Source organism: Corynebacterium sp. HMSC06C06, from assembly GCF_001807295.1.
GTDB lineage: Bacteria > Actinomycetota > Actinomycetes > Mycobacteriales > Mycobacteriaceae > Corynebacterium > Corynebacterium striatum.
The window spans coordinates 1-13,618 of sequence record NZ_KV788484.1 but is presented as its reverse complement, the minus strand read 5'-3'; the positions used below and the strand labels follow the sequence as shown (position 1 = coordinate 13,618).

At 60.1% G+C, this 13,618-nt stretch carries 14 protein-coding genes; 1 reads left to right on the top strand and 13 read right to left on the bottom strand.

Going from position 1 to position 13,618, the window contains the following annotated elements; genetic code table 11:
• Nucleotides 1–7 precede the first annotated feature (7 nt).
• The 12 genes from HMPREF3153_RS04435 to obgE all read right to left on the bottom strand — a co-directional run bounded on the left by HMPREF3153_RS04435 (nucleotide 8) and on the right by obgE (nucleotide 11,513).
• Nucleotides 8–847: a DegV family protein gene (locus HMPREF3153_RS04435; protein WP_070420130.1), complete on the bottom strand. Its 840-nt coding sequence runs from the start codon at nucleotides 845–847 to the stop codon at nucleotides 8–10.
• Nucleotides 847–1,542 carry a histidine phosphatase family protein gene (locus HMPREF3153_RS04430; protein ID WP_070420129.1) on the bottom strand — a complete coding sequence of 232 codons (696 nt, stop codon included), beginning with the start codon at nucleotides 1,540–1,542 and terminating at the stop codon, nucleotides 847–849. Before HMPREF3153_RS04430 ends, HMPREF3153_RS04435 begins: the two co-directional genes overlap by 1 nt.
• 4 nt (nucleotides 1,543–1,546) lie before the next feature.
• Nucleotides 1,547–2,017: a ribosome silencing factor gene (rsfS, locus tag HMPREF3153_RS04425; protein WP_005528318.1), complete on the bottom strand. Its 471-nt coding sequence runs from the start codon at nucleotides 2,015–2,017 to the stop codon at nucleotides 1,547–1,549.
• A 97-nt stretch (nucleotides 2,018–2,114) separates the two neighbouring features.
• A complete protein-coding gene (gene nadD / locus HMPREF3153_RS04420; protein WP_005528316.1) occupies nucleotides 2,115–2,732 on the bottom strand; it encodes a nicotinate-nucleotide adenylyltransferase in 618 nt (205 codons plus the stop codon).
• Nucleotides 2,733–2,808: 76 nt separating this feature from the next.
• The gene (locus tag HMPREF3153_RS04415) at nucleotides 2,809–4,089 is read right to left on the bottom strand and encodes a glutamate-5-semialdehyde dehydrogenase (protein WP_070420128.1); all 1,281 of its coding nucleotides are present in this window, start codon (nucleotides 4,087–4,089) and stop codon (nucleotides 2,809–2,811) included.
• Complete coding sequence (locus tag HMPREF3153_RS04410; RefSeq protein ID WP_046646211.1) at nucleotides 4,067–4,819, bottom strand: ABC transporter ATP-binding protein; 753 nt, start codon at nucleotides 4,817–4,819, stop codon at nucleotides 4,067–4,069. The genes HMPREF3153_RS04415 and HMPREF3153_RS04410 overlap by 23 nt, the downstream gene beginning before the upstream one ends.
• A complete protein-coding gene (locus HMPREF3153_RS04405) occupies nucleotides 4,813–5,901 on the bottom strand; it encodes a FecCD family ABC transporter permease (protein ID WP_005528313.1) in 1,089 nt (362 codons plus the stop codon). The genes HMPREF3153_RS04410 and HMPREF3153_RS04405 overlap by 7 nt, the downstream gene beginning before the upstream one ends.
• 3 nt (nucleotides 5,902–5,904) lie before the next feature.
• Complete coding sequence (locus tag HMPREF3153_RS04400; RefSeq protein ID WP_049063160.1) at nucleotides 5,905–7,116, bottom strand: ABC transporter substrate-binding protein; 1,212 nt, start codon at nucleotides 7,114–7,116, stop codon at nucleotides 5,905–5,907.
• 245 nt (nucleotides 7,117–7,361) lie between these two features.
• Nucleotides 7,362–7,760, bottom strand: a complete 399-nt coding sequence (locus tag HMPREF3153_RS04395; protein WP_046646209.1) for a DUF1707 SHOCT-like domain-containing protein — start codon at nucleotides 7,758–7,760, stop codon at nucleotides 7,362–7,364.
• A gap of 11 nt (nucleotides 7,761–7,771) precedes the next feature.
• Nucleotides 7,772–8,677: a D-isomer specific 2-hydroxyacid dehydrogenase family protein gene (locus HMPREF3153_RS04390; protein WP_070420127.1), complete on the bottom strand. Its 906-nt coding sequence runs from the start codon at nucleotides 8,675–8,677 to the stop codon at nucleotides 7,772–7,774.
• A 34-nt stretch (nucleotides 8,678–8,711) separates the two neighbouring features.
• The gene (proB, locus tag HMPREF3153_RS04385) at nucleotides 8,712–9,962 is read right to left on the bottom strand and encodes a glutamate 5-kinase (protein ID WP_005528305.1); all 1,251 of its coding nucleotides are present in this window, start codon (nucleotides 9,960–9,962) and stop codon (nucleotides 8,712–8,714) included.
• Nucleotides 9,963–9,989: 27 nt separating this feature from the next.
• Entirely contained in the window at nucleotides 9,990–11,513 is a 1,524-nt protein-coding gene (gene obgE / locus HMPREF3153_RS04380; RefSeq protein ID WP_005528303.1) for a GTPase ObgE, read from the bottom strand.
• Between the two features lie 481 nt (nucleotides 11,514–11,994).
• On the opposite strand from obgE, the gene HMPREF3153_RS12610 reads away from it, so the two are divergent.
• The gene (locus HMPREF3153_RS12610) at nucleotides 11,995–12,162 is read left to right on the top strand and encodes a hypothetical protein (protein ID WP_240927054.1); all 168 of its coding nucleotides are present in this window, start codon (nucleotides 11,995–11,997) and stop codon (nucleotides 12,160–12,162) included.
• A gap of 308 nt (nucleotides 12,163–12,470) precedes the next feature.
• Here HMPREF3153_RS12610 and HMPREF3153_RS04370 read toward each other — a convergent pair whose 3' ends face one another.
• Nucleotides 12,471–13,190 carry a hypothetical protein gene (locus tag HMPREF3153_RS04370; protein WP_070420126.1) on the bottom strand — a complete coding sequence of 240 codons (720 nt, stop codon included), beginning with the start codon at nucleotides 13,188–13,190 and terminating at the stop codon, nucleotides 12,471–12,473.
• Between the last annotated feature and the right edge of the window lie 428 nt (nucleotides 13,191–13,618).

Sequence of the window (13,618 nt, the reverse complement as noted above, 5' to 3'; positions counted from 1 at the left end):
AAATAGGTTACTTCTCCGCAGGCTTTCGTGGCGCGAAGAAGGAATGCGGCTTGTCTGGGGTCTCCTTGCTAAAGACCACGGAGACGCCGATGGCGCCAGGGCCAGCGTGGACCGCGAGGACGTCCGTCAGCTCTTCCAGCATGAAGGACGAGCCCTCCGGCAAAGCCATTTCGAGCAGCTCAAGCAGACGCTCAGCAGGTTCTTCGGCGTCGTTGTGCTGCAAAGCCACAAATACCGGGTCGCCGTCCGCGCGGGAGGCAATGAGGTCCACGAGCTTGGTGAAGGCCTTGGTCTGCGTACGCGTCTTGCCCACCAACTCCAGCTTGCCACCCACGATGGACATGATCGGCTTGGTAGCCAGGAGTGCTGTGGACAACATGGCGGTGGTGGCAGAAAGGCGACCCGAGCGGCGCAAGTCCTCCGTGGAGTTGAGGTAGACCCAGGTTTTGCCGCGCTTGACGGTGTCAACGGCCGCGGCGTGGCATTCCTCCAGCGAGGCACCTTCCTGGGCAAGCTTGGCAGCAGCCATTGCCGCCGCGCCCATGACCATGCCGGCGGAGCCAGAGTCGATCACTTTGACGGTATCCGGGAACACGCCGGACGCGGTGACCGCGGCCGACCACGTGGAGGACAGTTCCTTGGACAGGTGAATGGCCACCACGCCGGCGTCGTTGGCGCGTTCCATCTGCCGACCATAGGCGGCAGCCAGCTCTAAGGAGGTCAGGCCCGAGGTAGATTGCTCGCCCTCGGTATCCATGACGTGCAGATCAAGAACCTGGATCTGGAGTTGCTCCACGATTTCTTGGGACAGACCAGCAGCAGAGTCAGTGACAATGCGAACGGACACTAGACGTCCGCCCCCGCTCCGCCGACCACGTGCGCGCCCATGTTCCAGCCGTCGAAGTACCACTTGGCGCCATCGACGTTGTCCGGGGTGAACTCCAGGGAGGAAGTGGGATTGCCCGGATTGAAGTCCGGGCGGGCTGTCAGCTGGGACCAGTGGGTGTTTTTAAGTCCTGAAAGGATGCCGTATTGATTGTGCTCGAGGCCCAGAAGGTTGCAGGTCAACGCGGAAATCGCGCCTCCATGTCCGACCACGAGCACGGGGCCCGGGCTCCAGTCATGGGTGCGCATGAGCTCGTCGATGACGGGGCGGGCACGCTTGGCGACGTCCACCCTCGACTCGCCCTGCGGCGGCGCCCAGGTGGGATCGTGGCGCCAGATGGCGCGTGCGCCAGGGAACTCCTCGTCGACCTCGACGGAACTCATCCCCTGCCAGTCGCCCAGGTTGGTCTCGCGCAGGCGGGCGTCGATGGAAGGCTCAAGCCCGAGCTCCTCGCCGATGACGCGCGCGGTCTCGCGGGCACGGATGAGATCCGAGCACACGATGGCCGAGATGTTTTTGTCTCTGAGCATCGCCGCCGCGCCCTTGGCCTGCTCATAACCCACCGCGGACAGCTTGGTGTCCAGGTGGCCCTGCATGCGGCCGGTGGCGTTATAGGTGGTCTGACCGTGACGGATCAGAATAAGACGGCGAACCAAGGTTTTAGTACTCCTCGTCCTCTTCCGGCTCCGGCTGAGCCAGCGGGATCTCGTCAATGGACTCGACTTCACGCAGGTTTACCTCGTTGGACCACTCGCCTGGGCGCTCTGGGGTCTCGATGCCGTCGATCTCGATGATCGGGCAGTCGTGGTACAGGCGGTCCAGGCCGTAGAACTCGCGCTGGTCGTTGCGCTGGACGTGGATGACGATGTGGCCATAATCCAGCAGTACCCAGCGGTTTTCGCGGTTGCCTTCGCGGCGCTTTGGCTCATGGCCAAGCTTGGTCAGCTCGTCCTCGATTTCCTCCACGATGGAGGCCACCTGGCGCTCGGTCTCGGCGGATGCCAGCACGAAGATCTCGGTGATAGCAAGCACGTCAGAGACGTCGATGGCCACGATGTTCGTGGCCAGCTTCTCGTCAGCAGCGTGCGCCGCGGTTTCAGCCATCTTGCGGGCTACATCAGTAACGGACATGTGCTTTCCTTCAAATATCTTCAAAAACTTTTTAGTTCTGCCAGTTTCGCACGTGAGAGGTGCGTTTGGCTATTTCCGTGAATTCTTTTCCCAAATTCTATAAAGGCTTATCAGGATTAGGGCCATAAAGATTGTTCTTAGCGATGTATTGCACAACCCCATCCGGCACGAGGTACCACACCGGCTCGCCTTCCCTGGCGCGCTCGCGGCAATCGGTGGAAGAAATGGCCATGGCGGGAATTTCGATGAGTTCGATCCCGGTTTGGGATTCCAGCGGCAGCATATCCTTGCTGAGCTCGTAGCCGGGGCGGGTGACGCCGACGAAGTTGGCCATCTCTAGCATGACCTCCCAATCGCGCCAGCTCATGATCGAGGCCAGGGAATCGGCGCCGGTGATGAAATAGAGCTCGGCATCAGGGAAAAGCTCGCGCAGGTCACGCAGGGTATCGATGGTGTAGGTGGGGCCCTTGCGGTCGATGTCGACGCGGGAGACGGTAAAACGCGGATTCGAGGCGGTTGCCACCATGGTCATCAGGTAGCGATGCTCGGCTGCGGTGACGTCGCGCCCCGCCTTCTGCCACGGCTGGCCGGTGGGCACGAAGACTACTTGGTCCAGCTGGAAGCGGTAGGCCACCTCACTGGCGGCCACGAGGTGGCCATTGTGGATGGGGTCGAAGGTGCCGCCCATGATTCCAATGCGCTGTGGACTAGTCATGAGTGGAGATTATACGTGCACCTTCTGCCCATCCGCGGGCGTGGGCGCCTGGGTGAAAAAGAGATAGAGACATATTTTAAGGTCGAGTTTGACCGCTTCCCTGCAGAATCCACTTTGTGGAGGTCAGCTCCGGCAACGCCATCGGACCGCGAGCATGCAGCTTCTGGGTGGAGATACCGATCTCCGCACCCATGCCATAAACCTCGCCGTCGGTAAAGGCGGTGGAGGCATTGAGCATGACGGCGGCGGCATCGATCTCGTTGGCGAACTTAAGCAGAACATCGGCGTCCTGGGCGGCGATACCCTCGGTGTGGCCGGTGGTGTACTCGGCGATGTGCGCGATGGCGTCATCGACACCTTCCACGACCTTGGCGCAGATATCGTTGCTTAAGAACTCCTCGCGCCATTCCTCGTCGGTTGCTTCCACGGCATTGGCCACGCCGAATTGCTCGAGCTCAGCAACGTCACCATGGATAACCACGCCCGCCTCCTGAAGGGAGGTGATGACGCGGAGTCTCGCGGCGTCGGCAAGCGCGGTGTCGAGCAGCACGCACTCGGTGGAGTTACAAACCGAAGGGCGGCGGGTCTTGCCGTTGATAACCATGGCGATGGCCTTGTCGAGGTCAGCGCTGGCATCGATGTAGAAGTGGCAATTGCCGGTGCCGGTCTCAATGGCAGGGACGGTAGCGCCCTCCACCACCGCATTGATGAGGCGAGCAGAACCACGGGGAATCACGACGTCGACAAGCCCGCGCGCTGTGATGAGATCCTGCACCGAATCGTGGCTCTCGCACGGCAGGAGTTGCACGCCCTCGCGCGGAAGGTCGAAGTGCGCCAGGGTGTCCTGGAGGATCTCCACGAGCTGCTCGTTGGAGTTGCGTGCGGACTTAGATCCGCGCAGCAGCGGCACGTTGCCAGACTTGAGCGCAAGGCCAAAGGCATCCACCGTGACGTTCGGGCGGGCCTCGTAGACCATGCCCATGACGCCGAGCGGCACGCGCACCTGCTTCATCTGGATGCCGTTGTCCATGGTGTGGCCCCGCAGTACCTCCCCTACTGGGTCCTGCAGGGCGGCGACCTGGCGCAGGCCGCCGGCGATACCTTCGACGCGCGTGGCGTCAAGCGAGAGCCTGTCGATTAAAGAATCATTCATCCCGGCCGCGCGGCCAGCGGCGACGTCGCGCTCATTGGCCTCGAGGATCTCAGGGGTGCGGGCCACCAGGTTTTCAGCGGCGCGCAGAAGAATCTCATTCTTGCGCGGGGTAGAAAGCTGCGCGAACCGCGGCGCAACTTTCTTCGCCTGACGTGCCAGTTTTAGTACTTGGTCTCGTTCTTCATCGCGAGTGAGTTGGCTCATGAGGCTCAAGCTTACTGAAGTTAGCCTCGACAGGACAGACCATGGGCACGCCTTCGTCATCGATGACTCGAGCGCGGATGCCATAGACCTCACCCAACAGCTCGGTGTTCAGCACCTCTGCGGGCGTTCCATGGGCATGCACGCGGCCGCCGTGGAGAACCACGAGCTCATCGCAATAGCGCGCGGCCAGGTTGAGATCATGGATAGCTACCAACGCCACCGCCCCGCGGGAGACCTCCTTGCGCAAGGTATCCAGCAGATGCACCTGGTGGCGCAGGTCGAGCGCGGAGGTCGGCTCATCCAACAGCATCAGATCCGGCTCGCGGGCCAGCATCTGCGCCACGGCAACGAGCTGGCGCTGGCCGCCCGAGAGCTGGTGGACGTAGCGGTGCGCGAGATGCACGATGCCGAGCTTTTCGAGCGCCTCAACCGCCGATTCCAAGGCGTTGGCCGAACCGCGCTTAGCGGAGATGACCACCGATTCAAAGGCGGTCAGGGAGGCGCTGGTCAAAAGGTCCTGCGGCACGTAGCCCACGGTGGCATCACCGGTATCGCACGTACCCGAAGTTAGTTTTTGGATGCCAGCGATGGTTTTGACCAAGGTGGACTTGCCCGCGGCATTCGGACCGATAAGGCCGACGATGGTGCCGGGGCCTGGTTCTGGGAGGTCAACGCCCTTTAGAACCTCCCGTTTACCAAAGTTCACGCATGCTTGTTCTACTTTCAGCACTTGATCCTCCTCTTGGTGAAGATGAGCAGCACGAAGAAAGGAACGCCAACAAGAGCGGTGATGATGCCGATGGGCACGGCAACGCCGGGGATGATGGTGATGGATACCGCGTGGGCACCCGCCAGCAGCATCGCGCCCGCTGCCATGGAGGCCGGAGCGAAGAAACGCTGATCCTCGCCCACCAGAAGGCGCGCCACATGTGGGCCAACCAAGCCGATGAAGCCAATGATTCCGGCGAAAGCAACGGCACTTGCGGCCAGCAAGGATGCCACCACGAGGGTGGAAACGCGCAGCCGCTGCACGTTGATGCCCAGCGCTGCCGCGCGCTCATCGCCCAGGCGCAGCGCCGTGAGTTTCCACGCGTTGAAGACGGTGAAGGGCACAGCGATGAGCAAGGTGGCGGCGATGATCAGGTTGGACACCCAGTTCGCGCGCTGCAGTGAGCCCATGGTCCAAAAGACGATCTGCTGCAGGGCCTCAGTCGAGGCGCTGTATTGCATCAGCGAAAGCAGCGCCTGGAAGAGGAAGACCAGGGCGATGCCGAGCAGAATCATTGACTCCGCACTAGCGCCGCGCCACACCGCCGCACCTGCGACGATGGCCACAGCCACGAGAGCCGACAGCCAAGCGACGGCCGCGAGATTGAACTGCGGATTCCCCAGCACGGTCCAGCCCAACACGATTGAGGCCGCGCCACCGAAAGCCGCGGCGGCGGAAATACCCAAGGTGAAAGGCTCGGCCAAAGGGTTATCCAGAATGGTCTGCATGTGCGCGCCGGATAGCGCCAATGCGGCGCCGATGAGCACGGCCATAACCGACGCCGGTAGACGCAGGTTCCACAGGACCGTGCGGGTGGTTTCATCCACCTGGCCCGGTAAGAAAATGCCACGCAACATCTCCATCGGGGAAAGGTGAATCGGGCCGACCACCGTGGCGACAACGAAGGCCACGAAGGCAGCCAGCACCAGTCCACCGATGGTGAGTACCTTGCGTAAGTTATTGCTTCGGTACTCGGCGATTACCTGGTTGGTTTCGGTTTTCTGGTCAGTCTGCGAACGATCAGAAGAGGTCAAAAGTGCCATTTTCTAGTGCTTGTGTGCGTCTTTGGTGGTGAAGAAAACGCCGCTGTAGTCGATGGGCAGCCACTTGTCGTGGAAGTCAGCGAAGTCTTTTTCTGGGTCTAAGTCCTTGAAGGTTTCTGGGTGCATCCACACGGCAAACTGCTCCAGGGCGAAGACGTTGAAAGGCGAATCGTAGAACTGGTGGTAGACAGCGTGGAAGTTGCCTTCCTTTGGGGCCTCAAGCTGATCAAAGCCCGGGGTCTTGAGCAGGCCTTCGAGGGTCTCCTGCGCCTTTTCTTCCTTGGCCGCGTAACCCATCTCCACGTGCGGCAGGACCTCCGGCTTTTCCGGGTCCTTGGCCCATGCGCCGCCGGTGGCGATGATGTGCTCTGGCTGCTCAGCAAGCACCTTTTCTGCGGTAAGGTCTCCAGACTCGGTGTCCAGCAGGCTATCGCCCAGGTTCTCACCGCCGGCGGCATTAACCAGGTCACCTAGGTTAGAGTCCTTGACCGTGGAGCAGCAATCCTTCAGGCCCGCTGCGCGCCAGACCAGGGTGCGCGGCTTGTTGCCAGCCTTTTCTGCGCGGGACTTGATGTCATCTACCTTGCCGGTATAGAACTTGTTGAACTCTGCGGCCTTGTCCTCCTGGCCGAGGAGCTGGCCGAAGACTTCCATGGACTTCGGGGTGTTTTCCAATGGCTTCTGACGGAAGTCGGTGAAGACGTACTTCAGACCGGCCTGATCCATCTTGTCCAGGAAGCCGGACTTCTCCGCAGCCTTCTTGTGGTCGAGGGTCATGACCACGACGTCCGGCTTTTGTGCCAGGAGGTTTTCGACGGTTACGTCGCCCTTGGCGATGTTGCCGATAGTCGGCAGATCCTTGTACGCCGCATTGGTTTCGGCGAACTTGGACTCGAAGCTGGGCGCAGCCTGGTGGAGATCCTTGCCCACTGCCACAATGTTGGCGAGTGGGTCTTCACGGTTGAGGATCGAGGTGGCGAAGAGCCCGCGGCCTTCGCCCAGAACGATACGCTCTGGCTGCTTGTCGAAGGTGACCTCGCGGCCAGCGACGTCAGTGATGGTCACAGCAGTGTCCCCCGCGGCGCCGGTAGAGCCGGTGGACGCGGAGGTGTCTTCGCTGTTGCTGCACGCGCTCAACGCAGTCGCGGAGGCAAGCATGGCCAAGGTAGCTGCCGCAATGCGGACGGAGTACTTGGGCACGTTGAAATGGGTCATGAAAGAAAGTCCTTTACTCACGAACAATAGCCAAGCCAACTTAGGCTTAGCTAAATTGAACACGTACGAGAATACAACCACTCACGTAGACCCGGAAAATGGTCCCCCCGAGTTTTATTTAGGTCACTTTAAAGCTAAATAAAATCCTCTAAAGAAACTCATCCCCTACAGCATGGTTATCCGCGGTGGATGTCACGCACGGCTATAGCCCAGACGCGCAGCCACTCCCCCGCGGCCCCCGCGGACTACTGCCCCAGCTCCTTGCGGCGCTCGGCTGCCAGACGTAGGCGCTCGGCCCGGTCTTTGTCATCCTTCTTTTTCAATTCCTCATAAAGTTTTTCGTCGTCGTCGGAGAGCTTGACCGCCTCCCTGACACCCCACGAGGCGATACCTGCAATCGGGAAGACAACCCAGAAATAGCTCCAGTCGAAGACGAAAAGACCCAGGAAGAAGAGGATCATCGCAGCTGACCAAACGACGGCATCGATGCCGTGGACTAACCCGCCGCGGGTACGCGCAACAGCCGCCTTTTCTGTGCGGTCTTCGAACTCGTTGATGTCGATGAGACCGTTAGCGAAGTGGGTGCTGAGGAGGTCTAGGGCATTGTGGCGTTCGGCGTCTCCTACGCGAATGTCTTTGCCCATGCTTTTGCACTTTAATAGCCAGCGTTCGGATCTACACGGGTAGGAATTTCCTCGCCAGCCTCAAAGGCCGCGGCCACCTTTGCGGTGTGTGCTCCCAAGTGGCGACGCACCGAGTTACGGGTATTGGCAATGTGCGGTGTAATGACCACCCGCGGGTCCTTCCACAGCGGGTGATCATCCGGGAGCGGCTCCGGCTCAGTGACATCGAGCGCTGCGCCGGCAATCTCGCCAGAGTCCAGCGCTGCCAAAAGATCCTCGGTACTGATGAGCGGGCCACGGCCCACGTTGACCACCACCGCGTGATTCGGCATCTGGGCAAACACGTTTTTGTTGACCATGTGGTGGGTCTGCGGGGTAAGCGGCGCGATGAGCACAAAGTAGTCGGCCTCAGGCCAAACCTTGTCCACCTCGGAGATGGGATAGGTCTCATCCGCGCCTGGCACCGCGTTGCCGGACCGGTTTACGGCAATGATGCGCGGGCCAAAGCCAGAGAGCATCGTGATGAGCCGCTTGCCGATACCGCCGGCGCCGATGATCGCCACAGTCTTGTCCTCGTGCAGGTAGGTCTTGTGATCCTGCACCTCCTCGTAGCTGGAGAAGGTGTCGTTGACATAGCGATGGGCATGCAGCTGCGCGAGCAGCAGCGCGATGGTGGATTCCGCCACGGTGTTATCGAATACACCAGCGGCGTTGGACCAGATGGCGTCGGTCTCCTTCATGACGTCGAGCAGATGGTCTACGCCTGCAGACGGAATCTGCACGAACTTAATGTTCTCCGGCAGTGGCAACGGGAAGTCCGAGCCGTCGCCGTTGTAGATGAGGAAGTCGGCATCGGAAAGCTCCGCGAGCTCATGGCCAGCTCCCTGCAAGGTCTCGATGGATTCTTCCCATTGTTCCGGCAACATAGCGTATTTCATGGTCTTCTCCTAGGGTTTCTCTGGCTTCTAGTGTCTAGATTCGGGACGCGTAATTGGAAAGGTAGTCGGCGTGCACGACTGGGCGGCGCAGCTCCTCGGGCAGCTCCTCGGTGTGGCGGCCGATGACCGAGCGCAAAATCTTCGAGTCAAAGCCCACCTCGCCACGGCCGATGTTTTCGCCCTTGGGTCCCAGGATGTCGATGATTTCCCCGGCGTTAAACTCGCCGATGACCTCGGTGACGCCAACTGCCAGCAGGGAGTTTCCTCCCCTGGTCACGGCCTCTACCGCGCCCTCGTCAAGGCGCACAGCACCGCCGGTATCGGCACAGTAGAGAGCCCAGAACTTCCAGGCCGAAAGATGGCGCTCGGGGCGGGTGTGGAACACGGTGCCCACGGAGGCGTCGGCAAGCGCGCGCCCGATGTTGTCAGCCGCAGTCAGCAGAACAGGGATGCCTCCGCGCGTGGCGATGCGCGCTGCGGCGACCTTGGTGGCCATGCCGCCGGTGCCCACGCGGCCGCCATCACCAGCGACGACGCCCTTCAAGTCCTTGCCCGTGCGAACCTCCTCGATGAACTTGGCCCCGGGCTCAGAGGGGTTCTTGTCGTACAAGCCATCCACGTCAGACAGGAGGAACAGTGCGTCGGCACCGACCAAGTTCGCCACCAATGCAGAGAGGCGATCGTTATCACCGAAGTGCATCTCCGAGGTAGCGACGGTGTCGTTCTCATTAACGATGGGCACGATGCCGAGCTGGCGTAGGCGGTCGATGGTGCGCTGCGCGTTGCGCGCGCGATCACGCTGCCCAGTATCGGAGGCGGTCAAAAGTACCTGCCCGATGGAGCGGCCATAGCGGGCGAAGGACACGCCCCACTCATAAGCCAGGTGCACCTGCCCCACCGCGGCAGCCGCCTGCTTGGTAGCAAGATCCTGCGGGCGACGCTTGAGCCCCAGCGGGCGAATGCCAGCGGCAACCGCGCCCGAGGAAACCAGGATGACATCAGAGACCTGCATGCGCGCACAGATGGCGTCGACGATGCGGTCGATCTTCTCGGTAGAGGTTGTGAAATCGTCCTTGGTCAGAGACGAGGAGCCAATCTTGACCACGATGCGCTTGGCCCGAGCTAGCTCGCTGCGCAGCTCGGATTGATATGCAGCGGGTTCGCCTAATTCCGGGAAATCTGGCTGCGCAATCTTGCCCTGCGAGGGCTCTAGCGGCAGCGGATACTCCGGGAAGGACTCGTTGAGAGTGGGGATGGAACGGCGATCTGATGTGTCAGAGGTCATGCCATCCCAGCATACAGACCTTTGGTCCTAGCCCTGCCAACGATCGCGGTTCGCCTGCTCGCGGGTGACCTTCTCGTCATCGCCAAAGTCATACTCGTCGATGAGACCACGGCGAGCCTGCGAAGCGCGCTTACGCTCAGCGGCGGAAACACGCTCGGTGCCGCCGAGGCGACCGTCGAAGCCGCGGCCGGCATCCGTGGCACGGCCGCCGGTCATCGGCTCCCATTCGAAGGTGATGCCGCCGATGGTCACCGGGCAGCCCTCAACAGCGCCCTGCTTGAACAGCTCATCTTCCACACCGGCCTTGGCCAAGCGGTCAGCGAGGTAGCCGATGGCTTCATCATTTTCGAAGTCGGTTTGCACAATCCAGCGCTCGATCTTGTCACCCTCCACTACGAAGGCGCCGGCAAGCTCGGGATCAGGGCGCACGGTGAAGTCAGCGTGGGAGCCGGACTTACGCTCGCCACGTGGGCGAATGATGGTGTGGTTCTTATCCGCCTTAACCTTCGGCTGGGTGCGGCGGTGCTCCTTGACCATTTCAAGCAGCTTGTACTTGAGCGGATCGAGGCCCTTGCGTGCCACCGCAGAAATGATGAAGACGGGCCAACCGTACTTCTCCTCCAGCTCTGGTTTGACGAACTCGGCCAGTTCTTCCGCCTCCCGAATATCCGCCTTGTTCAAGATAATGATGCGTGGGCGCTGCCGCAGATCGCCCAAGCCGGTGTCCTGGTCCAGCAGTTCTTGGTACTTTGCGAGCTCCTCCTCGAGCGCCTCAATATCGGAAAGCGGGTCGCGGCCCGGCTCCAAGGTGGCAACGTCAACGACGTGAGCCAGCACCGCGGTGCGCTCGATGTGGCGCAGGAAGTCCAATCCGAGGCCTTTGCCGTCAGCAGCGCCGGGGATAAGACCTGGAACATCGGCCATGGTGAAGGACTCAAAGCCCATGTCCACCACGCCGAGGTTCGGCTGCAGGGTGGTAAACGGATAATCACCAATCTTTGGCTTGGCCGCAGAAAGCACGGAAATTAGGGAAGACTTGCCGGCCGATGGGAAACCGACGAGGCCGACATCTGCCATGGATTTAAGCTCCAACACCAGATCGCGGGCCTCGCCCGGCTCGCCCTGCAACGCAAAGCCTGGTGCCTTGCGGGCAGCAGAGGCTAGGGCTGCGTTGCCAAGGCCACCGAAACCGCCTTCCGCGGCGACGAAGCGGGTGCCAGGAACCGTTAGGTCCGCCAGCATCTCGCCGTCCTCGGAGTAGACCACGGTGCCGGCCGGGACCTCGAGGATGAGATCCTCGCCGCGGGCGCCATTGCGCCAGTCACCAGCACCGTTGTTACCGCGGCCGGACTTCAGGTGCGGACGGTAGTGGAAGTCCATCAGGGTGTGAACCTGTGTGGAAACCTCCAGCAGGATGTCTCCTCCGTGGCCGCCATTGCCGCCGTCTGGACCGCCCAGCGGCTTAAACTTTTCACGGTGCACCGAAGAGCAGCCGTGGCCTCCGTCGCCGGCTTGCAGGTGAAGTACGACGCGGTCAATAAAACGTGCCATGAAGTTGGTTTCCTCGCCCTTAAAAATAAGTAGCAGTTTTTCTTAATCTGAGCTGCTCATACTACCACCAGCACGGGCCCGCCTGCGAGAGAGTGTCTGATGGTTTGTGTGTGGGATTGAGCCCCAAGCGCTACAAGTACGACGCGTATTCACCCTGTAAGCAAAAAGAAAAAGCCAAAGCCGCCGTCAACGCCACCAAACCAACTCGACTTCCACGGTTCGTGTCCAAGGCTGGGGCGAAGCTTACTGTCAACGAGAAAGCCTACGACAAATCCTTGTCGCTAACCGGCTGGAAAGGCTACGTCACCAGCTGTCCCAAGAAGAGTTGTCCGGTCGAGCAGTCATTAGCTTTTACCACGAGCTCTACCACAACGAAAACGCCTTCCGGATGGCGAAAACCGATTTGCAAGCACTACCAATCCTCCACCGTACGCAAGACGCTATCCGTGCCCACCTGACGGTTATGATGGCGGCTTTAGCCATGTCAAAGCACATATACCTCACAAGTGGTGTGACCGCACCGAAACTAGTAGCGCGTCTTAAAGAACTGCGCCACACCACCATTGATACCGGCACACACCACTACGACATCCCGCCCAACATCAACGAAGAAACCACGAACCTCATCACCACAATCCTTGAAGACTAAGCCGAAACTCGCGGACTAAACCAAATCGTGGAAGTCAGGTAAAAGTCATCAGTCTTTTTATGGCGAGTGTTACTTGTCGGCGCAGCGCCGTACAGCACGCCCTCATAACAAGAAATGTCGCTCGATTGTCTCACTTTGTTAGACCTCTACCGACTTGCGAGATGCATTTATGTCCCATGTACTGGGAAAACACGCCTTAAGATCGCCACGAGCATGCCCTATGCTTACCAGGAAAGCACGAATCCCCGCGCACAATCTCTTTTGAGACCGCGGCGGGGGTGGCTACTGAGCCCGGAGTGGGTACCTACTTATGGCAGGAGAGCCCGCAGCTGAGCCGGGAGCAGCGGCTTAATGAACGACAGCGCGGCGGCCAGGATGCCGAGAACCGCGACTATGACGCCGATTCCTGCTCCGTCGATCGAAGACAGACCGCGTTCGACATCGGGCTGTTTCGGACCCTCGGGCTGCTTCGGACCCTCGGGCTGCTTCGGACCCTCGGGCTTTTCCGAGCCACCGGGCGTATTCGAGTCCTCGGGCTTATTCGAGCCACCAGGCTGATTCGAGTCACCAGGCTTATCCGAGCCACCAGGCTGCTTCGAGTCATCAGGCTGCTTCGGGTCATCGGACTGATTCGAGTCGTAGTTCTTCCCGTCGCTGCACGCCTCCAGCGCCTTCTTCAAGTTATTGTTGACGGTGAACCTCTTCCTTTTCTCCTCCAGCTTGCTCTCCAATTCCTTCTTGTGCGGTTCGTCAAGTTTGGAGTCAGCCAGTTCCTTTTCAAGCTTCACTATTTCTGCGCCAAGGGCAGACAGCTGATTATCTACGTAGTCCGCTTTGATTTGAGCCGCTCGTTCCTTGCTGAGGTTTGCCGGCGGAGTCAAGCCTGCCAAGTTAGCTTCTTCTTCAGTGACCTTAATGGTGCAGGTCGTATCATCATTGACCGTGACAGTCACGGCATTCGCCGGCGCAACAACCGCACCAGAGGAGACGGCGACGGCAGCGAAGGACGCGAGTGAACGCTTGAGCATAGGAATCTCCTTGGAAGAGTAAAAGGATGAGACTGCCGCGAGACAGCAGTGCTGGCCGTATTTTATTGATAATTGCCGGCCGCTGTCAAAACGCGAAACGGCGAAAGATAACGCGATTTTTATCCCTGATACCCCAGGAGCAAACATCTCGCTCACAGACCATGACTTTTCACCCGTAGGTGGATTTATGCCAGGGGTTTCAAGCAACCCGGGGCATAAAAAGACCGAGCCGCAGCCAGGACGGCTGGGCTCGGCGTGAGCACCCGACTTTCACAACAAATCCCGTGTTTGCTGGCCCCTAACGCTGTGGCCTGGGGTTATGCTGTGTTGGAAAGGCGTTTTTGCGGACTAAGGCCGAATCCGGCTTGACTTTCCTGATGACGAGGACATGCGCGTGAGTGCCGAAACAATCTATGAAGCTTTCTATC